At 72.1% G+C, this 19,612-nt stretch carries 18 protein-coding genes; 3 read left to right on the top strand and 15 right to left on the bottom strand.

Translation table 11 applies throughout. From position 1 onward, the window contains the following. Positions 1–320 precede the first annotated feature (320 nt). The 3 genes from ABXJ56_RS05465 to ABXJ56_RS05455 all read left to right on the top strand — a co-directional run bounded on the left by ABXJ56_RS05465 (position 321) and on the right by ABXJ56_RS05455 (position 2,542). Positions 321–698, top strand: coding sequence for a DUF4870 domain-containing protein (locus ABXJ56_RS05465; RefSeq protein ID WP_353998702.1), 378 nt, complete (start codon positions 321–323; stop codon positions 696–698). 125 nt (positions 699–823) lie between these two features. Next, positions 824–2,212: a glycine--tRNA ligase gene (locus ABXJ56_RS05460; RefSeq protein WP_353999968.1), complete on the top strand. Its 1,389-nt coding sequence runs from the start codon at positions 824–826 to the stop codon at positions 2,210–2,212. A 189-nt stretch (positions 2,213–2,401) separates the two neighbouring features. Next, positions 2,402–2,542, top strand: coding sequence for a hypothetical protein (locus ABXJ56_RS05455; RefSeq protein ID WP_353998701.1), 141 nt, complete (start codon positions 2,402–2,404; stop codon positions 2,540–2,542). Positions 2,543–2,873: 331 nt separating this feature from the next. Here the strand turns inward: ABXJ56_RS05455 and ABXJ56_RS05450 are convergent, their stop codons facing one another. The 15 genes from ABXJ56_RS05450 to ABXJ56_RS05380 all read right to left on the bottom strand — a co-directional run bounded on the left by ABXJ56_RS05450 (position 2,874) and on the right by ABXJ56_RS05380 (position 19,592). Continuing rightward, a complete protein-coding gene (locus ABXJ56_RS05450) occupies positions 2,874–3,242 on the bottom strand; it encodes a hypothetical protein (protein ID WP_353998700.1) in 369 nt (122 codons plus the stop codon). Next, positions 3,232–7,446 carry a type VII secretion protein EccCa gene (gene eccCa, locus ABXJ56_RS05445; protein ID WP_353998699.1) on the bottom strand — a complete coding sequence of 1,405 codons (4,215 nt, stop codon included), beginning with the start codon at positions 7,444–7,446 and terminating at the stop codon, positions 3,232–3,234. Before eccCa ends, ABXJ56_RS05450 begins: the two co-directional genes overlap by 11 nt. Next, positions 7,443–8,258: a hypothetical protein gene (locus ABXJ56_RS05440; RefSeq protein WP_353998698.1), complete on the bottom strand. Its 816-nt coding sequence runs from the start codon at positions 8,256–8,258 to the stop codon at positions 7,443–7,445. Before ABXJ56_RS05440 ends, eccCa begins: the two co-directional genes overlap by 4 nt. Continuing rightward, positions 8,255–9,604: a hypothetical protein gene (locus ABXJ56_RS05435; protein ID WP_353998697.1), complete on the bottom strand. Its 1,350-nt coding sequence runs from the start codon at positions 9,602–9,604 to the stop codon at positions 8,255–8,257. The genes ABXJ56_RS05440 and ABXJ56_RS05435 overlap by 4 nt, the downstream gene beginning before the upstream one ends. Continuing rightward, positions 9,601–9,873, bottom strand: a complete 273-nt coding sequence (locus ABXJ56_RS05430; RefSeq protein ID WP_353998696.1) for a hypothetical protein — start codon at positions 9,871–9,873, stop codon at positions 9,601–9,603. The genes ABXJ56_RS05435 and ABXJ56_RS05430 overlap by 4 nt, the downstream gene beginning before the upstream one ends. Further along, entirely contained in the window at positions 9,873–11,015 is a 1,143-nt protein-coding gene (locus tag ABXJ56_RS05425; protein ID WP_353998695.1) for a DUF6177 family protein, read from the bottom strand. The genes ABXJ56_RS05430 and ABXJ56_RS05425 overlap by 1 nt, the downstream gene beginning before the upstream one ends. 1 nt (position 11,016) lies before the next feature. Beyond that, positions 11,017–11,784 (bottom strand): FHA domain-containing protein, encoded by a 768-nt coding sequence (locus tag ABXJ56_RS05420; RefSeq protein WP_353998694.1) that lies wholly within the window; start codon positions 11,782–11,784, stop codon positions 11,017–11,019. Positions 11,785–11,901: 117 nt separating this feature from the next. Continuing rightward, on the bottom strand, positions 11,902–13,383 hold the full coding sequence (locus tag ABXJ56_RS05415) for a flotillin family protein (protein WP_353998693.1): 1,482 nt from the start codon (positions 13,381–13,383) through the stop codon (positions 11,902–11,904). Positions 13,384–13,436: 53 nt separating this feature from the next. Beyond that, entirely contained in the window at positions 13,437–13,907 is a 471-nt protein-coding gene (locus ABXJ56_RS05410; protein WP_353998692.1) for an NfeD family protein, read from the bottom strand. 130 nt (positions 13,908–14,037) lie between these two features. Continuing rightward, positions 14,038–14,730, bottom strand: coding sequence for a hypothetical protein (locus ABXJ56_RS05405; RefSeq protein WP_353998691.1), 693 nt, complete (start codon positions 14,728–14,730; stop codon positions 14,038–14,040). Continuing rightward, positions 14,727–17,861: a hypothetical protein gene (locus ABXJ56_RS05400; RefSeq protein ID WP_353998690.1), complete on the bottom strand. Its 3,135-nt coding sequence runs from the start codon at positions 17,859–17,861 to the stop codon at positions 14,727–14,729. The genes ABXJ56_RS05405 and ABXJ56_RS05400 overlap by 4 nt, the downstream gene beginning before the upstream one ends. Further along, positions 17,861–18,205: a DUF6507 family protein gene (locus ABXJ56_RS05395; RefSeq protein ID WP_353998689.1), complete on the bottom strand. Its 345-nt coding sequence runs from the start codon at positions 18,203–18,205 to the stop codon at positions 17,861–17,863. Before ABXJ56_RS05395 ends, ABXJ56_RS05400 begins: the two co-directional genes overlap by 1 nt. A 19-nt stretch (positions 18,206–18,224) precedes the next feature. Further along, positions 18,225–18,536 (bottom strand): pore-forming ESAT-6 family protein, encoded by a 312-nt coding sequence (locus tag ABXJ56_RS05390; protein ID WP_053546988.1) that lies wholly within the window; start codon positions 18,534–18,536, stop codon positions 18,225–18,227. A 20-nt stretch (positions 18,537–18,556) separates the two neighbouring features. Continuing rightward, a complete protein-coding gene (locus tag ABXJ56_RS05385) occupies positions 18,557–18,889 on the bottom strand; it encodes a hypothetical protein (protein ID WP_053546989.1) in 333 nt (110 codons plus the stop codon). 139 nt (positions 18,890–19,028) lie between these two features. Further along, a complete protein-coding gene (locus ABXJ56_RS05380) occupies positions 19,029–19,592 on the bottom strand; it encodes an HhH-GPD-type base excision DNA repair protein (protein ID WP_353998688.1) in 564 nt (187 codons plus the stop codon). Positions 19,593–19,612: the final 20 nt, after the last annotated feature.

Below are 19,612 nucleotides of genomic sequence, written 5' to 3'. Positions count from 1 at the left end.
GAGTGGGCACCGTCACGCTAGGGATATGGCGTTTCCATCCTTCGGGAAAGAGATTTCCTGTGGATCTCACGCGGTGAGACGCGCGCCGGGTCGGGGCGCGGGCCGCGCCGAACTCCTCCGATTCGCGCGCTGGAGGCCGTTTCCGCCCATCAGAACCGGTCCCACCCGCCGCTTTGAGGAGTTCGGTGCGGGGATGGGTGGGTGCGGTTCGGCCCGGCCGCGGACGGGCTGCGACCCACAACGACGTGAGGGTGCAGCCCCCGCAGAAGTCGGGGGACAGCCCCCGTGTGCGGGTGGACCGAGCGCCCTAGGCTGAGCGCATGAGCACCCCTCCCTACGGCCCGCCGCCCGCCGGCGCGTCCCCTTCGGCCGCGCTGTCGCCCGCCGACGAGAGACTCTGGTCGACGCTGGTGCACCTGGGCGGCCTGTTCTTCGGCTTCCTCGCCCCGCTGATCGGTTATCTGATCCTCAAGGACCGGGGTCCCTTCGTCCGCGCGCACACCGCGACCGCGCTCAACTTCCAGCTGACGCTGATCATCGCCTACGTCGTGGGCGGCATCCTGTCGATCGTCGTCATCGGACTATTCGTCATCCTCGCGGCGTACGTGCTGAACATCGTGTTCTGCATCATCGCGGCCGTGAAGGCCCACAGGGGCGAGTGGTACAGGTACCCGCTCACGATCCCCTTCCTCAGCTGACCCCTCCTCGGTCGGCGGCGCCCGCGACGGCTGTGGGTGCGGCATCCGCTGACCTAGAATCGGGGATGCCGCGCATCGCGGCGTCCTGCGGAATCCCGCGCCCCCACCCGACCATTGGAGCCACCGTGGCCGAGCAGTCCCGCCTCGACAAAGTCATCGCCCTCGCCCGCCACCGCGGGTTCGTCTTCCAGGCGGGCGAGATCTACGGCGGATCCCGCTCGGCGTGGGACTACGGCCCCCTCGGGACCGAGCTGAAGGAGAACATCCGCCGCCAGTGGTGGCAGACGTTCGTCCGCGGCCGCGGCGACATGGTGGGGCTCGACTCCTCCATCATCCTGCCCAAGCGCGTGTGGGAGGCCTCCGGTCACGTCGCGACGTTCACCGACCCGCTCGTGGAGTGCCTGCAGTGCCACAAGCGCTTCCGCGCCGACAACCTCGTCGAGGACTTCGAGGCGCGCAAGGGTCGGAAGGCCGAGAACGGGCTGGCCGACATCCCGTGCCCGAACTGCGGCACGAAGGGGCAGTACACCGAGCCGAAGGCCTTCTCGGGCCTGGTCAAGACCTACCTCGGGGTCGTCGATGACGAATCCGGCCTGCACTACCTCCGCCCCGAGACCGCGCAGGGCATCTTCGTGAACTTCTCCAACGTGCTCACCGCGTCGCGCAAGAAGCCGCCGTTCGGCATCGGCCAGGTCGGCAAGGCGTTCCGCAACGAGATCACGCCGGGCAACTTCATCTTCCGCACGCGCGAGTTCGAGCAGATGGAGATCGAGTTCTTCACGCCGCCCGCCGACGCCGGAGAGTGGTTCGAGCACTGGGTGGAGGAGTGCTGGAACTGGTTCATCGACCTCGGCATCGACGCGGCCAACATGCGCCGCTTCGACGTGCCGGAAGAGGACCGCGCGCACTACTCCGCCGGGACGATCGACGTCGAGTACCGCTTCGGGTTCCCGGGCAAGGAGTGGGGCGAGCTCATGGGCGTCGCCAACCGCACCGATTACGACCTGAAGAGCCACGCCGAGGCATCCGGGCAGTCCTTGACCTACTTCGACCAGGCGTCCGGCGAGAAGTACACGCCCTACGTGATCGAGCCGTCGTTCGGACTGACGCGCGCCATGATGGCCTTCCTCGTCGATGCGTACCGCGAAGAGGAGGCGCCGAACGCCAAGGGCGGAACCGACACCCGGACGGTCCTGGGCCTCGACCCGCGTCTGGCTCCGGTGAAGGTCGCGGTGCTGCCGCTGTCGCGCAACGAGAAGCTGTCACCGCTCGCCCGCGAGGTGTCGGATCGGCTGCGCGCCCAGGGCTGGGCGACGGACTTCGACGACGCCGGCGCCATCGGCCGCCGCTACCGCCGCCAGGACGAGATCGGCACGCCGCTGTGCGTCACCGTCGACTTCGACTCCCTCGATGACGATGCCGTCACGGTGCGCGACCGCGACACCATGGCCCAGGAGCGCGTGCCGCTCGAGGGCCTCATCGGCTACCTGTCGGAGCGCCTGCGCGGCGCCTGACCGCCCGCCCGGCGCGCACGCCGTCCCGTACCGAACTCCTCCAATCTGGCCCGCAGCGGCAGGATCCGGGGGAGTTTCGGCATGTGCGGTGCCGGATCTGAGGAGTTCGGTACGGGGCAGCGCGGACGGACGCCGGATCTCCGCCTTCCGAGGGAGGCGACGCGGTGCGAGTCGCCCTACCGTCGGGGTATGGATGTCGCGTCGATCATCATGGGAATGTCCATCGCCTCGATCGCGTGGATCTGCTTCGTCCCGTGGACGAAGCTCCGCGAGCTGCGCGAGGCCGAGGCGCGTGCGGCGGCCGAGGGCCGCGATTCCGACCCGGCCTGAGGGCCTTCCGCCGCCGGGTGTCGCGTGCTGTGGTGACACCCGGGGTGACGGCGGTGGCTGAGGGCGATGGCGGGTGTGCGCAACTCCTCTGATCCGTGCGCGTGAGGCCCGGATCGGGGTGCTCGGGCCGTTTCAGGTGCGGATCGGAGGAGTTCGGTACGGGGCGCGCGGGTAGACGCGCGCGCCGCTGGGCGACGGCGAGGGAGGCTACGGGGCGTGCGCAACTCCTCTGATCAGGGCTGGTGCGCGCCGGAACCAGCGGTTTCGGCCTGTTCGCGCGGGAAAGGGAGGAGTTCGGTACGGGGGCGAGCCGAAGAGCGGCGACGGCGGGTCAGCGGAGGCCGTGGTGCACGACGCGGGCGCCGGATGCCGACACCGCGGCGTCGAGGATCGCCACCCCGATCGCGCCTTCGGGTTCCCACGGGGTGTACGCATCCGACCAGAACCGGGTCTCGGACGGCAGGTCGGCCACCCCGGGGAGGAGACGCCCGACCTCGTCGAGCGTCGGCAGGAGTCGCGGCCGCAGGACGGTGAGCACCACCGCCTCGCCGCCCCGCACCTGCAGCGCCGCGCCGTCGTCGATCTCGCGCAGGTTCAGCGTCGCGGTCGCCCCCGCCAGCTCCCACACCCGCCGCGCCGCGGCCTCGATCTCGTCGGCGCCGAGCGCGCTCGGGCTCAGCACCACACTGCTACGGGGCATCGCGTCTCCTTCGGCGTCGCGTCGGCGGGTCGTCGTCCGGTGCGGAATCCGGCACATCGGTGATCACCGGCGCCGGCGCGACGGACGGTACAGCGGGCTGCGGTGCCGCGGGCTCCGCCGAAACGGGGCCCGGTGCGGCGGACTCCGCCGAAACGGGAACCGCCGCTGCGGGCTCCACCGCAACTCCCACCCCGGCCGCAGCCATCCCCTCCACCGCGCCGTCGACCTCGACGGGCGCGAAGTGCGCGATCTGCACGAGAGCGGGGCGCTCGCCGCGGCGCGCGAGGCGCCCGCGTCCGGCGATCATCGGCTCCGCGTAGAGCTTCGGCAGCAGCTGCCCTTCCGAGCGGTCTCCCGACATGACCAGCGCCGTTCCGCCGGTGTCGCGCACCGACTGCAGGGCGAGGTCGAACATCGCACGGGATGCCCCGGCCACCGGCCGCGCCACGACGACGTTCAGGCGCAGATCTCTCGCCGACGCGAGCGAGGCCAGCAGCGGCCGCAGCGGCTCGGCCCCGCCGGCGGCGAGGATGTCGAAGTCGTCGGCGACGACGAGGATGCGCGGGCCCGCGGCATCCCGGTTCCCGGCGCGCTTGTCGAGCTCGACCGCGATCGACTCGGCGAGCTGCCGCGCCTGGCGTCCGCTGGTCGCGTGGCCGCCGAGGTAGGCGTCGGGGATGTCGCCGACGAGATCGCCGCGGGCGTCCATGAGCGCGATGACGAGCTCTTCCGGGGAGTGCCGGTCGATGGCGCCCTGGATGATGCCGCGCAGCACCGTCGTCTTGCCGCACCGGCTGTCGCCGAGGACGAGCAGGTGCGGGTCGCGCGTGACGAGGTCGAGCGTCACCGGCTGCATCGTGTCCTGCCGCAGACCCAGCGGGATCTCGTCGGGCTCGTCGAGTGGATCCGGCAGTTCATCCGGCGCGAGGTCGTCGGGCAGCAGACGGATCGGCGCCGCACCCGGGCCGCCCCAGCGCGCGGCGGCGTCGCGGGCGATCGCCTCGAGGGCTTCGCCCACGTCGGCGTCGTCGACCTCTTCGAGCAGCGGCAGTGCGATCTGCGCGAACAGCTTGTCGTCGGTGAGCACGCGGCCGGGCTCGTCGGCCCGGAGCGTCGCCGAGAGCTTCCGCGCGATCTGCGAGTCGGCGGGGTCGTTGAGCTTCAGTTCCAGGCGGGTGCCGATCAGGCTCTGCAGGTTCATCCGCAGCTCGTTCCACCGCGAGAGGGTGACCACGACATGGATGCCGAAGCTGCCGCCCCGCTCGAGCAGCTCCGACAGCGCCGGCTCGAGGTCTTCGAAGTCGGTGCGCAGGGCGCCGAGTCCGTCGACGAGGAGGACCACATCGGCGCTCGGCAGCTGCGGGATCCGCCCCGCGGCGTGCTGACGGCGGAGGTCGGCGAGGGAGTCGAGTCCCTGCTCGCGGAACACCTGCTCGCGCGTGGCGAGCATCGCCGTGAGCTCCTCGAGCAGTCGGGTGAGCCGCTCGCGGTGTCCGCGCGTCGCGACGCCGCCGACGTGCGGGAAGGGCTCGATGCGACTGAGCCCGCCGCCGGTGAGGTCCATGCCGTAGATGCTGACTTCGCGCGGCGAGTGCGAGAAGGCGAGGGATGCCGCGAGGGTGCGCAGGAACGTCGATCGGCCCGACTGGGGGGCACCGGTGATCGAGACGTGTCCGCCCGAGCGGGTGAGGTCGAGCATCCACGGCGCCTGCCGCTGACGCGTCGGGTCGTCGAGGAGCCCCATCGGTGCGCGGAGGTCGCCGACCGCGTGCTGCTCGGCGCTCGGCAGGACCCCGCCGAGGGTCAGCACCGGCGGAAGCGGCGGCAGCCAGACCGGCATCGTGCGCGCGACACCGCGCGAGAGCCGTGAGGTCGCGGCCTGGACGAGGGTGCGACCGGTCGTCGGTGCGGCGGGGCCGGGCGCGGCATCCGCGTCGTCCTCGGTCGTCTCTGCGACGAGGTCGTAGGGCGGCAGCTCGCGCACCGGCGGGGGCGCGTCGTCGGGCCGGACGTCCTCGCGCCGCTCGGGGACGGGGCCCGAGACGTACCCGGCGCGGAAGCGGGTGTAGACCGACGTGTCGACCTTGAGGTAGCCGAAGCCGGGGATCGCGGGCAGGTGGAACGCGTCGGGGGTGTCGAGGACGACCGCCGACTCCGCCTCCGAGAAGGTGCGGAGCCCGATGCGGTACGACAGGTAGGTGTCGAGGCCGCGCAGGCGCCCGCCCTCGATCCGCTGGCTCGACAGCAGCAGGTGCACGCCGATCGAGCGGCCGATGCGTCCGATCGTGAGCAGCAGTTCGACGAAGTCGGGTTCCGCCGTCAGCAGCTCGCCGAACTCGTCGATGACGAGGAAGAGGTGCGGCAGGGCGGGCAGGTCGCGCCGCTCACGGCGCAGCTCGCGATAATGCCCGATGGATGCCGCGTTCCCGGCCTCCTTCAGCAGACGCTGGCGCCGCACCACCTCGCCCTGGATGCTCTCGCGCGCCCGCTCGGTCAGCTGCGGGTCGTCCGCGAGGTTGTCGATGAGACCGGCGACGTGCGGCAGATGGGCGAACGGGGCGAACGCCGCACCGCCCTTGTAGTCGACGAGGATCATCGCGAGGTCGTCGGGGGAGTGCGTGAGGGCGAGACCCAGCACGAGCGTCCGCAGCAGCTCGCTCTTGCCCGACCCGGTCGCGCCGATGCAGATGCCGTGCGGTCCCATGCCGAGCTGCGCGGACTCCTTGAGGTCGAGCAGCACCGGACCGCCGCGGTCGTCCACGCCGATCGGCACGCGGAGGAAGTCCGCGGCCGAGCGCGGGCGCCACGCCTCGCGGAGGTCGATGTTCTCGACGTCGTCCATGCCGAGGAGCTCGGTGACATCCGGCGCGAGGGCGCCCTGCGCGTCGACGGCGCTCGTGCGGGTGAGGCGGAGACCGGCGAGGGGACGGGCGATCACCTCGAGGAGGGCGGCATCCACCGGATCGGGACGGATGCCGGTGACCGCCGGTTCGCCGCTCCCCGGTGTCTCGATCACGGCCTCGACGGGTACGGCCTCCACAGCCCCGGTACCAGCCCCTGCAACAGCCCCGACGTCCCCGTCGCCCTCGGCGACGCCGCCCGTGACGGTGACGCGCGCGGTGACGGTGGAGGGCTCCTTGAGGCGGTCGTCGACGACGTGGACGACGGTGATCCCGAGGGCGGAGAGGTCGAGGACGGCGTCCAGCGGCGGGAGCGCGCGGGCGGCCTCGGTGCCCTCGTCGATGAACACGATGAGGCGGCCGGGCTTGGTGCGTCGCCCCGCGCGACGGGCCGCGGCGGCGGTCGCGCTGCGGTCGCGGAGCTCCCCGCCGATGAGGGCGAGCAGGTCGTCGACGGTCGGGGCGACCCGGCGGGCGGCGACGGCGCCCGGGGCGGGCTCGGCCCCCGCGAGGTGCGGGAGGAGATCGAAGCCGCGCCAGTCGCCGAGACGCTCCTCGGGCACGACGAGGGCGAGGTGGACGTCGTCGGGGGAGTGGAGGGCAGCGATCTGCGCGGCAAGGGCCCGACACACCGGCAGGGTCTGCGCGCGCTCGCCGATGAGCGAGACGTGTCCGCCGCGCTCGAAGTCGAGCACCGCGGGGGTGCCCTGCGCGATGCCGGCGAGGCGGACGACCCGCTCGGCGGCACTCTTCATGACCGGATCGAACGGCTGCACGGGGTTCTGCTCCGGCGGGAGGAGAACGTCGACCGCGCGGAGGTCGCCGGTGCCGAGGCGCACGTGGAGGAAGTCCGCGTCGCTCGGCCGCCGCTCCCACCGCCGGGCGGGATTCGCGGCGATCTCCACCAGCGTCGCCGGGTCGGGGTGCAGGCGCCGCGTGGCCTCCCGGTGGGCGTCGGCGGTCTCGCGGACGTCGGCGCGCAGCTCTTCGAGGTAGTCGAGGTAGCGCTCGCGCTGGACGCGGCGCTGGCGGGCGGCGTTGCCGCGCGCGCTGAACGCCATGCCGACTCCGCCGACGAGGGCGACGACGAGGATGACCGCGCCGACCACGACCATGATGGGGTTGTTGCGCAGCAGCACGATCATCGTGATCGACGACAGGCTCCCCACGACCGGCAGCAGCGACTGGATCGGAAACCCCGTCGATCCCTCGCCGATGGGCGGCGGCGGTGCGAGGGTGATGTCGGCGGGTGCCTCGACGGGCTCGGTGATGCGCGCGGGGCGGTGGACGACGTGGACGCTCATGCCGCCACCTCCGCTCCGGATGTCGCCATGAGGGTGGCCGTCAGGCGCAGGAGTGCGCGCTCCGCCGCCCGCGTGCGGGGCACGGCATCCGCCTGGAGTCCGCCGTCGAAGGGGATCGCGACGGTGACGGCGGGGTCGCCGTCGACGGCGCGGGCCACCGCGTCACCGGCGCGGGCGTGATCGACGAGGGCGAGGACGACGTCCGGGTGCTCGGGGAGCGACACGATGGCGGGCGCCACAGCGCGGGCGAGCTCGGTGGCTGTCCGACCGGCGTCTGCGACGAGACAGACCACGTCGCAGAGCGCCGCGCACGTGGCGAGATCGACGAGCGGATGCCGCACCCCGAAGTCGGTGACGGTGACCTCGAAGAAGCGGGCGATCGGCGCGACCTCCGACAGCCAGCTCTCGGCGGCGGCGGGTTCTTCGGCATCCGTCGCGTCGTGCGGAGCCGGACGGACGGCGAACCAGCCGTCTCCGGAGGGGAGGCCGGTCCGGGCGTCGTCGCTCGTGCGGGCTCCCGCGCGGGTGTCGTCGGGCGACGTGGGCTCGGCTCCGAGCCGGGCGCCGAGCGAGCGCGCGCCGGAGGAGAGATCGATCGCGAGCACCGGTTCGCTGCGGCGGGCAGCGAGGATGCCGGTGACCCGGTGGGCGAGGGTGCTCGAGCCGGTTCCGGGAGCGAGCGAGAGGAACCCGATCCGTCGGGTGGTGGGAAGCTCGGTGGCGATCGCCCGGTGCCAGCCGGTCACGCGGGCGCGTTCGGCGGCGGCGCTGCCGAACAGGGCGGCGGGAAGGGCGCGGACGTCGAGGCTCACGATCCGCCGCCGAACATGCCGAGGAGTTCGGGGTAGATCCCGAGCGCGCCGACGAGGAGCGGGAGGAGCGAGACGACCGCGAGGGTCTCGAGGGCGTTGCCGAAGCCGCGGAGGCGCGCGCGGGTGTGCTCGCGCGGGGCGACGAGGGTCGCGACGGCGACGAGGACAGCGCCGGCCGCGGCCGCGGCCACCCCGAGCCAGGATCGCTCGCCCACCAGCTGCGTCAGCAGCGCGGTGAGCGCGATCGCGGCGACGGCCGCCCACAGCGCCCAGCCCTGCATCCGGAGGGGGAAGGCGCGCGAGCGGAGCGCCGCGATGAGCGCGAAGGCCAGGGCGAGCAGACCGCTCCACAGCTCGTCGGCGAGGACGAGGGCTGTGCCGGTGATTGCGAGGAGCGCGGCGACGCCCGCAACGCTCCAGGTCAGAGCGGCATACGCGTCGTCGATCGAGGCGAAGGCCCGCGGGCGGTCCAGGCGCTCACCGCGCGCGACGCGGCGGTCGAGGTCGGTGAGTCCCGCGGCCGACAGCGCGATCCAGGGGAGCGGTCCGGTGGCGAAGGCGGCGAGGGTGCCGGCGATCGCCGCGGCGGGGGCCGGAGCGACCCCGGCCATCAGCATCCCGAGGAGGATGCTCGCCAGCACCGCGCCCCATGCGCCGCCCGCGGCGGCACCGGGCGCGCGCAGGGCCACGCCCCGCCCGAGGAGGACGGCGGTGCCCCCGGCGGCGACGGCGACGGATGCTGCGAGCAGGAGGGCTGCGCCCGGATCAGCCCCGGCGGCCAGCGCGGCGCTCGACGACGCGACGGCGAGGGGCAGGACGAGACCCGCGGCGGCGGCTCCGACGCACGCCGACACGCGGCGGAGGCCGAGGAGCCCGAGACCGACCGCGGTGCCGAGCAGCACCACGACTGCCGCGAGCACGGTCGCCACGGCGACCCCCGGTTCGGTGAACGGTGCGAGCAGGCCCGCCGCGGCGAACGCGAGCGCGATCCCGGTGCCGCCGGCGATCATGCGGGCGCGGTCGTCCCATCGGTCGGGGCGGGCGTCGTGGGCGTCGGCGGCGGCGTCGGTCACGTCGATGACGACCGGGGGCGGCGGCGCGGCATCCAGCCGCACGAGGCGCACCAGGGTGCCGTCGACGAGGTCGAGCTGCTCGGGCGAGAGGCCGATGTCCAGCTGCTCGCCGTCCGGGGTGACGAGCGTGAGCGGACGCGACACGGTCCCCGACGTCTCGCCGAGCAGGTCGAGCAGGCGCGGCACGGCCGCCCCGAGGGGCTCGCGGCTGGCGACGACGACCTCGCTGCGACGGATGGCGCCGGCGACGGTGAGGCGGGTGTAGATGCTCATGAGGTCTCTTCCGCGAGGACGACAATGACGGATGCCGCGGCCGGGGCGGTGCTCGCCTCGGCGCGGTCGGCGAGGAGCTGCACGACGAAGGACACCCCGACGCACACCGCGCAGGCGACGGCCGCGACGATGAGCGAGCCGATCAGGCGCTTCAGGTGGTCGTTGACGGTGCGGCGCTCGCCGATGTGACCGTAGAGCAGGGCCGCACCGAGCCGCATCCGCTCGATCTTGGCCTGCTCGATGAGGACCGTGTCACGTTGATCGGGCATCAGGCCTCGCTTCCGGGCCGAGGTGAGGAAGGCGTGGCCGCCGAGGAGGCGGCGGCGTCCGCGTCGGCGGTCCGAAGCGCCGCGGAGACCTCCGGTGCCACACCGAGGAGCGCGGACAGGCGCGTGCCGTCGAGGGTGCCGAGCAGCTCCGTCAGGCGCGTCCAGCCGCCGCCGTCGACCGAGCCGAGGGGGACGAGGGCGCCCGGGATGCGGGGGCTGCCGACGACCGTGCCGCCGTGCTGCGCGACCCAGGACGCCGCGTCCACTCCGAGCGCGCGGATGCCGGGCGGGCCGACGAGGAGCGCGAGCGGTTCGGGGGTGGCGGGTGTCAGCGGTCGCACGGTGAGGTCGGGGGCGCCGATCGTGGCGAAGGCGATGCCGAGGAGCGGCATCCCGACATCGGCGGCGCGCGCGAGGAGGCGCCGGGCGAAGAGGGCGGCATCCGCGGTCCTCCCGTCGCCCGGGCCGCCGAGCTCCGCCCACACGCGGGTGGTCTCCTCCAGGCCCTCGGAGGTGCGGGCGACCTGCAGGGTCGACAGCAGCGCAAGGTCGGCTGACGCTCTCACCGCCCAGCGGCTCTCTGTCGGCATCCGTCGACGCGTGCGTTCGGTGAGGTCGTCGCGGTCCCACGCGGCCACGAGGGGCTCGGTCGGACCCCAGGCTGACGGTGCGCCGTCGACGAGCGTCTCCGTGGCCGCCTCGACGACGCCGCCGAGCCGCACGGGCCGCGACACCCGGTGGCGCGTGGAGATCGTCGCCACCAGCTGCAGGCGGCTCGCGATGGGGGCGCGCAGGAACACGGGATGGAGATCGGATGCCGCGAGCGGCGTCGTCGCCGACAGCACGTCGGTGATCTGCGCGAGGCGGCGCCCGGTGCGCGCGTCGTAGGCGATCGCGGCGGCATCCTCCGCCGTGCGGATGACCCAATGCCCGCGGACGCCGGCGAGGGCATCCGCGAGGGCCGGGGTCATGCGGCTGTGCGGGCCGGAGATGACGATGGCGCGGGCGCCGGCGCCGGTGACGCGGTGCAGGTAGTCGCTCATCCCCGCGGTCAGCGCGATGACGGGCGCGCGGGTCTCGGTCGCCGACCAGCCGGGACCGGCGCCGTCCTCGAGGGGATGGGGTGCGAAGGAGGGGCCCATGTCAGCTCTCCGTCCGGACGGAGAGCTCGCGGTCTCCGAGTTCGAGGGTCGCATCGGCGGGGACCGGGGTGCGCTGGAAGGCGAGGAAGGGCTGGGAGCCGGCGTCGGTGCGCAGGAACGTGCCGTTGGTCGAGCCGAGGTCGGTGACCCACACGCGGCGTCCATCCCATTCGAGGCGCGCGTGCGACTTCGACAGGCTCCGCGACAGGTCGGGCCACTGGTAGACCTCGGCGGGCGCGTCGACCGGCGCCGACGGGTTCCGTCCGAGCACGAGGGCGGAGGCGAGCGAGACCCGCTGGCCCGAATCGAGCTCGATGACCGGGACCCGGCCGCGGGCCGGCCGTGCGGGGGGGAGGGCGGCGCGATCGGGGAACGCGAAGGGCGCCAGCGCCGGGGCGAACGGGTCACGCCCGCGGCGGAGGTCGAACGTGTCGAGGTCGCGTCGCGCGAGGGCGGGGAGGAGGGCGCGGCCGGTGGCGGCCCCGGTCGAGCGGCGGACGGTGCGCGTCCCCATCGCCGCGTGGCCGGGTGTGCGGCCGGCGCGGGAGAGGCTCCGCACGAGCGCACCCGCAACGAGCGCGGTCGCCACGACGAGGATGCCGCCGAGCAGGGCGACTCCGGCGGCGAGGGCGATGACCGCCGCGGCTGCGAGCACCAGAACGAGGGCGATGTCGATCGTCGCCGCGGCGACCCGTGACAGCGGCCGCGCGGGGGCGGTGCCGACGAGCGGATCGACCTCGGGGATCGGAGCGTTCGGAAGTGTCGTCATATCAGGGGGAAATCGCCGGTCGGAGGCCGGTTTCCACGGCCGATCCAGGCTAACCCAGACCGCGGGCGGCGCCCTGTCCCCCATATGGGGGACGTGGACACCGCCCGCGTCGTCGGCTCAGGATGCCGGGGTCGAACCTCCGCTCGGGGCGGATCCCGCTCCGGCGCCCGCCGTGGACCGTGCGGCGATCCCCTGGAGGAGCGTCGACAGGTCGAGGCCGGTCAGGCCCTTGACGACTTCGGTGCCTTCACCGAGGACCTTGCCCACGGTCTTGGTCATCTCCGACGCTCCGTCGGTGGAGACCACCGTGAGGGTGTCGATCGAGGCGATCGGCTCGGCCGCGGCGCGGACGATCTCGGGCAGGCGCGAGATGATCTCCTGTGCGAGGGCGGCTTCGCCGTACTTCTTGAGCGCCTCGGCCTTGGCGTCGGTCGCGTCGGCCTCGGCGACACCCTCCGCGCGGGTCGCGGCGGCGCGCGCCTCGCCCTCGGCGGCGATACCGGCGGCGAGGGCGACCTGGCGGTCGCGGTCGGCTTCACCCGACAGGCGCACGGCCGTGGCGGCGGCCTCGGCATCCTGAACGGCGGCGACCTTGTTGGCCTCGGCGATCTTGGTGCGCTTGAACGCGTCGGCCTCGGTGGCGGCGTTGGCCGCGTCGCGCTGCGCGGTCGCTCGCTGCACCTCGGCGTACGCCTCGGCCTCGGCGGGCTTGCGGATCTCGATGTCGAGGCGCTCCTGGGTGACGAGAGCCTGCTCGACCAGCGCCTCGCGCTCCTGCTGGGCGACCAGGCGATCCTGCTCGGCCTTGGTGAACAGACCCGCGGCGTCGGCTTCGGCGTTCGCGCGGTCGGTCTCGGCCTTGATCGAGGCCTGGCGGAGCGAGAGGGCCTTCTGGCGCTCGGCGATCTGCTCCTGCGCCTCGATGCGGGCGAATTCGGAGGCGCGGGAGGCCTCGGCCTCGCTGACCTCGGCGACCTGGCGCGCCCGCGCGGCCTCGGCGCGACCGAGGTTGGCGAGGTAGTCGCTGCCGGGCGTGGAGATGTCGCTGATGTTGAGGAGGTCGACCTGGAGGCCCTGCTCGACGAGATCGGCCTTCGTCTCTGCAACGACGCGGTCGGACAGGCTCTTGCGGTCGGAGATGATCTGCTCGATCGTCATGTCGCCGACGATGGAGCGGAGCGAGCCCTCGAGCGATTCGCGGATGATGTCGGTCAGCGTCCCCTGCTGCGAGAGGAATCGCTGCGCGGCGCGGCGCACGCCCTCCTCGGTGCCGGAGACCTTGAAGTTGATCGACGCCTTGATGGCGATCTTGATGCGGTTCTTGTCGACACCTTCGACCGTGATGCCGATCTGGCGCTGCTCGAGCGAGATCGAGAAGCCCTGCTGCAGGATCGGCCAGACGAAGGTGCGGCCGCCGATGACGACGCGCTGGCCGACGCTCTCGCCGGGGGCGGCGCGGCCGGCGCCACGGCCCACGATGACGAGGGCTTCGTTCGGAGGCACGCGACGGATGCGGCGGGCGATGAAGATCAGGAGCGCCAGCGCCGCGACGACGAGGGCGATGATCGCGATGACCTGGATCAGGAGCGGGTCCAACATGGGGTCCTCTCGGAGGTGGGGAGTGGGGACGACAGGGTGGTACCCGAGGGCATCTACTCGGGGATGACTTTGACCCGCGTGCCGCTGTGGGCGATGACGCGGATGCGCAGACCCTCGGCGATCGGCTCGTCGGAGTACGCGAGGCGTCGCTCGATCTCGCCGGGACCGTCGAGGCTGACCTCGCCGCCCGCGGCGGAGATCGGCGAGGTCGAGACGCCGGTGAGGCCGATCGCGCTGAGGGGCGCGCCGTCGGAGGTCTTGGTCAGGCGCTTGACGACGACGAGGGCGAGCACGTAGGCGGCGATCGCGAAGACGGCGGCGAGCACGTAGGCCCAGATGGTGTCGAGGCCGGACTGCGAGGTGAAGACCCCGGCGGCGCCGAAGACGACGGCGGCGATGCCGAGCGCGGTGCCGGAGATCGCGCCCTCGCCGATCTCGAAGTGGTCGAAGATGTCGCCGACGATCAGCGAGATGAGCAGGACGGCCAGACCGATCCCGCCCACGATCAGGAACGGCAGCAGCACGAGTCCCCCTTCGGCAGTGTGCCCTCAGCCTAGGGGGCGGGGCCGCTCGGTTTGGGCGCGGCATCCCGATATGTGGACAAAGTGTCCAAATCTCTCGGAAAGCGCGGCCCGCGCGAGAGGAGGCTGCGGGTCAGGAGGAGAACGGCCGGTAGCTCCGCTGCGCCACCATCTGCTCGAATTCGCGGGCCTGGTCGGCGGTGATCTCTTCCAGGGGTGATTCGAGGGCGTTGATGATCGCGGCCTGCACGCTGGCGTGGCGATCGGGAGCCCACGAGTCGACATCCCGGAGGACCTGGTCTTCGAAACCGGCCGGCGTGAAGTGGCGGCGCAACATCCCGTTCGGTATGCGGTCGGGGCCGAACTGTGCGAAGTAGCGGTCGGGGTCGAGGCCGGCATCGGAGTGTGCACTGTTCTCCGTCCCGCCGACCGGATGCTGCTCGAGAACCTCGCGGATGACCAGATCCGGGTTCTCGGGATCGATCTCGCGCTCCCACCAGCCCTTGTCGACCCGCGGGAGGTCGAGCGTTTCGGCGAGGTCGGCGCGGGAGGTCCCGACCAGCACCCGCCCCCGCGCGTTGACGGCCATCGAGACCTCAGCCCCGCGATAGGTCCCCTCGTGGGAGACCGAGAACAGCTCGTCGAGCTCGCCCGGAATGACCGCGCGGGTGTACGTCCCGACGCCGTAGCGGTCCTCGAACCCGCGCTCGAGGGTCGCCGGATCGTCGGAGGTCACCACGAGTTCCCCCCGGGTGTCGCGATTGGCCGCGTACAGGACCCCATCCAGACGCCCGTACAGGCCGTCACGCCGCAATCCGCTCGTCACTGCGCCCCTCCGATTCGCCGGAACTCACCGTTCGTGTAGACCGCGACCGGGGTCTTGGAGCCATTCTCCACGACAGAGATCACCGCACCTTCGGGCGGAGTGAAGCGTCCGGAGGAAACGAACTCAGGAACCATCACATCGCTCCCGGCAGCCGTGAACCCGTTGCCCGTGAAGGGAGCGGGCCAATCGTGGTCACCGCCGAGGCGCGGTCCGTACGGGACGTCGAAGGACACCCCGGCCCCCGCCTCGAAGTCGATGACCGCGAACCGGTCCGCGTCCGGGCGCGTGAACGGACTGTCGGTGTAGTCGAGGCGAAGCTCATCGACGACCTCGGCGAGGGAGCGACTCCCTCCGTCGTAGTCGCCGGCGCGCGTCATGAACCCGCCCAGCTGGGAGTACTCCCCGCCGATGTACTTGTCGATGTCGTCGATGGGGATCACCTTCGACATCGGAGTTCCCGGTGTGACGGGAGGGACGGACTCACGCAACTGGTGGATACCCTCCGCCTGCGCGTCGGTCAGATCGCTGAGGGGGGTCCGTCGAATCGTGTTCGCCTCGGCCGTCGACCAGCCCTGGTCGTCGAGGGCTCCGGTGAAGAACGCGTGGTCGTCGATGCCGACCCCGCGGCTCGGCGCCGGCCAGTCGATGTCGGTGGCCCCGTCGGGGCGATCCACGCGTCCGAAGATGTCCGCCTGCTCCGCGTTGAGCTGCGCAAGGGTCTCGCTGTCGACCCCCGGGAGTCGGGACTGCTCGTACAGCCCGTGCGCATCCATCTTCGCGGCGAGGCTCGCGTCCGTGTGGAACTGCACCTCGATGATGCGGCCGCTCTGCGGGTCCACCCAGTTGCTGTTGATGCCCTGGTATCCGTCGGAGCCCCAGGTGTTCTTCAGCGCCCCGACGGGCTCGTAGCCGCGCGCGGAGAGGTCGCCGATGATGCCGTTCACGCCGGCGGTATAAGACTCCTCGGCGACGACGAAGGTGTAGCGGATGCTGTCCTTCATCCCGCCGACGACCGGGCCGGCCGGCGCACCCGGTGCCATCTGGTCGAGTTCGGTGGCCACCTTCCGGTACATCGACTCGTCGCCCTTGAGGCGGTACTCGAGGCCTTCCATCCGCGCTTCGGGGTGCAGATCCTGAACGGCCTGCATGTCGGCCGTGATGCGCGGCTCGGCGGCGCGGGATCCGGCGAGGTACTCATCGACGGCGGCGCGCTGCGCCGGGTCGAGGCTGAGGTCCGCCCCCTCGGAGCTTCGCCATCCGCCCTCGTCTCCCGCCGCGGCGGGAGCGGGGTCGCCACCGTTCCCACCCGGAGGGGGAACATCGTCCGGTCCTCCGGTGGGGAGGTCGGAGCCCTCTGCACCGGAACCACCGGATCCACCCGAACCCTCGCCGCCGGACGCGTCGCCGCTCGTGGCGGTGTCGGGCTCGCGGACGACCGTGGACTCGCCGCCGGAACCACCGGTGCCGCCGGTCTCGGTGCGGACGGGGGCGTCGTCGACGATGGAGTTCACCGCGCCGGGGGTCGTCTCGCCACGAACTCCGCCCGAGGTGACGAGCTCGGGTTCGCGGACGGGGGCGGCTACCGAGGTCTCCGCCCCGCCGTCGCCGGCGCGCACTGCGCCGCCCGCGGCGTTGTCGAAGGTCCCCGCGGGCATCTCGATCTTCCCGCCGGGGAAGTCGAGCACGTTGTTGCCGGCACTGTCCACGCGCGCGGTGACGGTGTTCGGGTCGACCCCGAAGTCGTCGAGGAGGCGCATCCCGGAGGCGGCGTCCGTGGCGGTGTAGACCTCGATGTTCGGCGACTCGAAGCCGTCGACCTTGCCGATGAGGTTGTCGAGGCTGCCGAGTCCGAGCGAGCCGAGGCGCGTCGCGCCGTTCACGGCCCACGCGCCGGGATCGATGACGTCGACGGCGCGCGACATCTTCGACAGCACGGATGCCGCGGTTCCGGCCGTCTTGACGCCGGCGACGGCGGCGCCGCCGGGGATCAGGATCGTGCCGACGTTGAAGACGCTCTCGCCGAGCGCGGTGCCGGGGTCATCGGCCCACTTGTCCCACGCGATGAGCGCCTTGCCGGTGTTGACGGCGACCTCGTCGGCATCCGCCTTGAAATCACGCACTTCCTGCGGCAGGAATCCGTCGCCGCCCATCGACTGGGCGAGGGAGTCGGCCTGGAAGACGGGCGCGAGCAGCCCGCTGTTCATGAGCCCGGCGGCGCCGAGCATGCCGAGATTGCCCCACGCGGCCCCGTAGGCGTCGCCGGAGAACCAGTCGCCCGTCTCGGGGTTGTAGCCGAGGACGAGAGTGCCGAGGCCCTCGATCGTCCCCCACACGCCGCCGACGGCGATGCCCTCCCACAGGAAGTCCTTGAAGACGAACTTCGCGGTGGCCTCGCCGCAGCCTTCGGTGCGCTCCACCTCGGCGCCCCACGGCATCTCGGTGCCCTCGGGGATCTCCGACAGTCCGTAGCCGAGCGCGTCGTCCTCGGACTGGTACGCGCGCAGACCCGCGGCGCCGTAGAGCGCGCGGATCGTGTTCGCGCACACGCGCTCGGCCTCCCAGAGGGCCGTCTGCTGCGCGTTGACCTGACCGATCAGGTCGTTGTTGCGGTCGACGTAGGACTGGACCTCGTGCCATTCCTTGCTGACCGTGCGGTACTGCGGGATGTCGGCGGTCGACGTCGAACCGCCGCCGAGCGACGACGACGAGTACGAGTAGGAGGCCGCGCCCCCGTAGCTCGACTGGGAGTTGATCCACGCAGGGTTCACCTCCCGCACGCTCACGCCGCCGGCGATCTCCGCGTTGAACGCGACCGCCTGGGCACGCAGGGAATCCAGCTCCGCCTTGATCGGACGGATGTCGGCGGCGAAGCGCTTCAACGCTCCGGCGACGACGTCGAGGTTGTCGCCGACGGCCGTCGCCTGGGACGAGACCGGCTGCATGAGCCCGAGGAGGCGTCCCGACTCGGGAGCGGAGTACACCCCCGCCATGCCCTGCCACTTCAGGTGCACGTCCGAGCCGTTTTCCCGCACCCGAGACGCGACGGACGCCACCACGGTGGCCTGCTCGTCGATCGTGTCGGGGTTGAGATCGGCGCCGGGGATGGCTTCGGGGTTGATCGCGGTCGCCATCACATCACCCCCCGCGGGAGCGAGGGTGGGAAGATCGCGGCGACACTGGCCGACTGCGCGTTCGCGGCCATCTCCAGGTCTCCGGTCACGTACGCCTGCGTCGCGGTGACGACGCCGTTCGCGGCCGCACCGATGCGCGCGTTCATCGCCTGGATCCGGGGCGCCTCCTCCTGCTGGAAGTAGGACTGCACCGCCTCGGAGATGGCGGGGGACTGCGTCGCCGTCACGGCGATCTCGAGGGCCGGCGCGAGCTCAGCCAACGCCGTCCCGAGCGCCTCGGCGTGCGGGTTGACGGACTGGAGAACTTCGGCGACCCCCGACGGCTGGATGCTCCAGTTCGTCATGGGCTCGATTCAGACCGGCTCAGCCGATCGACTCCACGGCGGCGCGAGCCTTACGGAGGGCATCCTGCGCCGACTCGTCGTTGCGCTCGAGGGACGAGCGGAGGGTCTGGATGATGCCGCGGACCTCGGCGGCGGCGTTCTTCCACCGCAGCTCCTTGGCGCGGTAGTCCTCCGACACGCCTTCCGCGGTGTAGTCGGCCATCGCCGCCTGCACATCGCGGTCGTGCTGGTCGATGACGGCTTCGAGCTGCGATGCGACGCGGTTGAAGTTGTCCTGTGCGTTCTGGGATGCCGCGATGTCGTAGTCGCGACGGTCGCCCTGATTGGCCATGGTGATCGTCCTCTCTGCGCTCAGCGCGATCCGAAACGGGCGGCGTCGAACTGCGACCCCGACTCGAGCGACTGCGTGGAGTCGACCATGGCCGACTCGCCCTCGAGGAACGAGCGGTTCATCCCGCCGATACCGACGAGCACAGCATCCAGCGACGCCTTGAGCTCGCCGGAGATCGCGTCGGTCCGCGCCTTGAAACGGTCGAAGGCGGAGCGACCGGCACCCTGGAACCGGCCCTCGAGCGGCTCGGCCGCCTCGAGCAGCTGGCGCACCAGCGCGGCGAGCTCGTCGCTGGAGCCCGAGGTGGTCTTGGTCAGCACGCTCAGCGTGTCAGCACCCATGGCGAACTTCATGCGTCCATTTCCTCTCGTCGTCCGGCCGCGTGTGCGCGCACCGATCAGGTCCTCGATGAAGAACCTGGACAGGCTAACCCAGGCCCGCAAAAGACGTCTGTCCCCCTTTCGGCGGACAGATCGAATGTGGTAGTGGCGGTCAGGCCTTGCGGGCCTTCATCTCGCGCTTGTATTCCCGGACCTTCGCCAGGGACTCCGGCGACACGATGTCGGCGACCGAACGGAAGGACCCCTCATCGCCGTAGGCGCCTGCGGCCTCGCGCCATCCGTCGCCGGTGAAGCCGTACTGCTTGCCGAGGAGAGCGAGGAAGATCTTCGCCTTCTGCTCGCCGAAGCCGGGGAGGGCCTTCAGGCGCTTCAGCACCGTGGCGCCGTCCGGGTCGTCGCGGGTCCAGATCTGCGCGGCGTCTCCGCTCCAGTCATCGGCGACCGCCTGGCACAGCGACTGCACGCGTCCCGCCATCGACCCCGGGTAGCGATGGACCGCGGGGCTCTCGCGGAAGGCGTCGACGAGCGCGTCCAGGTCGTAACCGGCGAGGGCCGCGGCATCCATCGCCCCGGTGCGCTCGCGGATCTTCAGCGGACCCGCGAAGGCGACCTCCATCGCCACCTGCTGATCCAGCAGCATGCCGATGAGGAGCGCGAGCGGGTTCTCGGTGAGCAGTTCGTCTGCAGCAGTGTCGTCGGTGATGTGCAGCGTCATGCGCTCCATCATGCCGCGCC

This window comes from Microbacterium aurantiacum, assembly GCF_040532595.1.
GTDB classification, from domain to species: domain Bacteria; phylum Actinomycetota; class Actinomycetes; order Actinomycetales; family Microbacteriaceae; genus Microbacterium; species Microbacterium chocolatum_B.
The sequence above is the reverse complement of the archived record's forward strand: the minus strand, read 5'-3'. Positions and strand labels throughout refer to the sequence as shown.

Coding starts and splice junctions, on each gene's coding strand:
- ABXJ56_RS05385 (WP_053546989.1), bottom strand. CDS start 18,889: ATGAAGTTCGCCATGGGTGCTGACACGCTGAGCGTGCTGACCAAGACC.
- ABXJ56_RS05465 (WP_353998702.1), top strand. CDS start 321: ATGAGCACCCCTCCCTACGGCCCGCCGCCCGCCGGCGCGTCCCCTTCG.
- ABXJ56_RS05415 (WP_353998693.1), bottom strand. CDS start 13,383: ATGTTGGACCCGCTCCTGATCCAGGTCATCGCGATCATCGCCCTCGTC.
- ABXJ56_RS05430 (WP_353998696.1), bottom strand. CDS start 9,873: ATGCCCGATCAACGTGACACGGTCCTCATCGAGCAGGCCAAGATCGAG.
- ABXJ56_RS05395 (WP_353998689.1), bottom strand. CDS start 18,205: ATGACGAACTGGAGCATCCAGCCGTCGGGGGTCGCCGAAGTTCTCCAG.
- ABXJ56_RS05455 (WP_353998701.1), top strand. CDS start 2,402: ATGGATGTCGCGTCGATCATCATGGGAATGTCCATCGCCTCGATCGCG.
- eccCa (WP_353998699.1), bottom strand. CDS start 7,446: ATGAGCGTCCACGTCGTCCACCGCCCCGCGCGCATCACCGAGCCCGTC.
- ABXJ56_RS05435 (WP_353998697.1), bottom strand. CDS start 9,604: ATGAGCATCTACACCCGCCTCACCGTCGCCGGCGCCATCCGTCGCAGC.
- ABXJ56_RS05420 (WP_353998694.1), bottom strand. CDS start 11,784: ATGACGACACTTCCGAACGCTCCGATCCCCGAGGTCGATCCGCTCGTC.
- ABXJ56_RS05450 (WP_353998700.1), bottom strand. CDS start 3,242: ATGCCCCGTAGCAGTGTGGTGCTGAGCCCGAGCGCGCTCGGCGCCGAC.
- ABXJ56_RS05425 (WP_353998695.1), bottom strand. CDS start 11,015: ATGGGCCCCTCCTTCGCACCCCATCCCCTCGAGGACGGCGCCGGTCCC.
- ABXJ56_RS05400 (WP_353998690.1), bottom strand. CDS start 17,861: ATGGCGACCGCGATCAACCCCGAAGCCATCCCCGGCGCCGATCTCAAC.
- ABXJ56_RS05380 (WP_353998688.1), bottom strand. CDS start 19,592: ATGACGCTGCACATCACCGACGACACTGCTGCAGACGAACTGCTCACC.
- ABXJ56_RS05390 (WP_053546988.1), bottom strand. CDS start 18,536: ATGGCCAATCAGGGCGACCGTCGCGACTACGACATCGCGGCATCCCAG.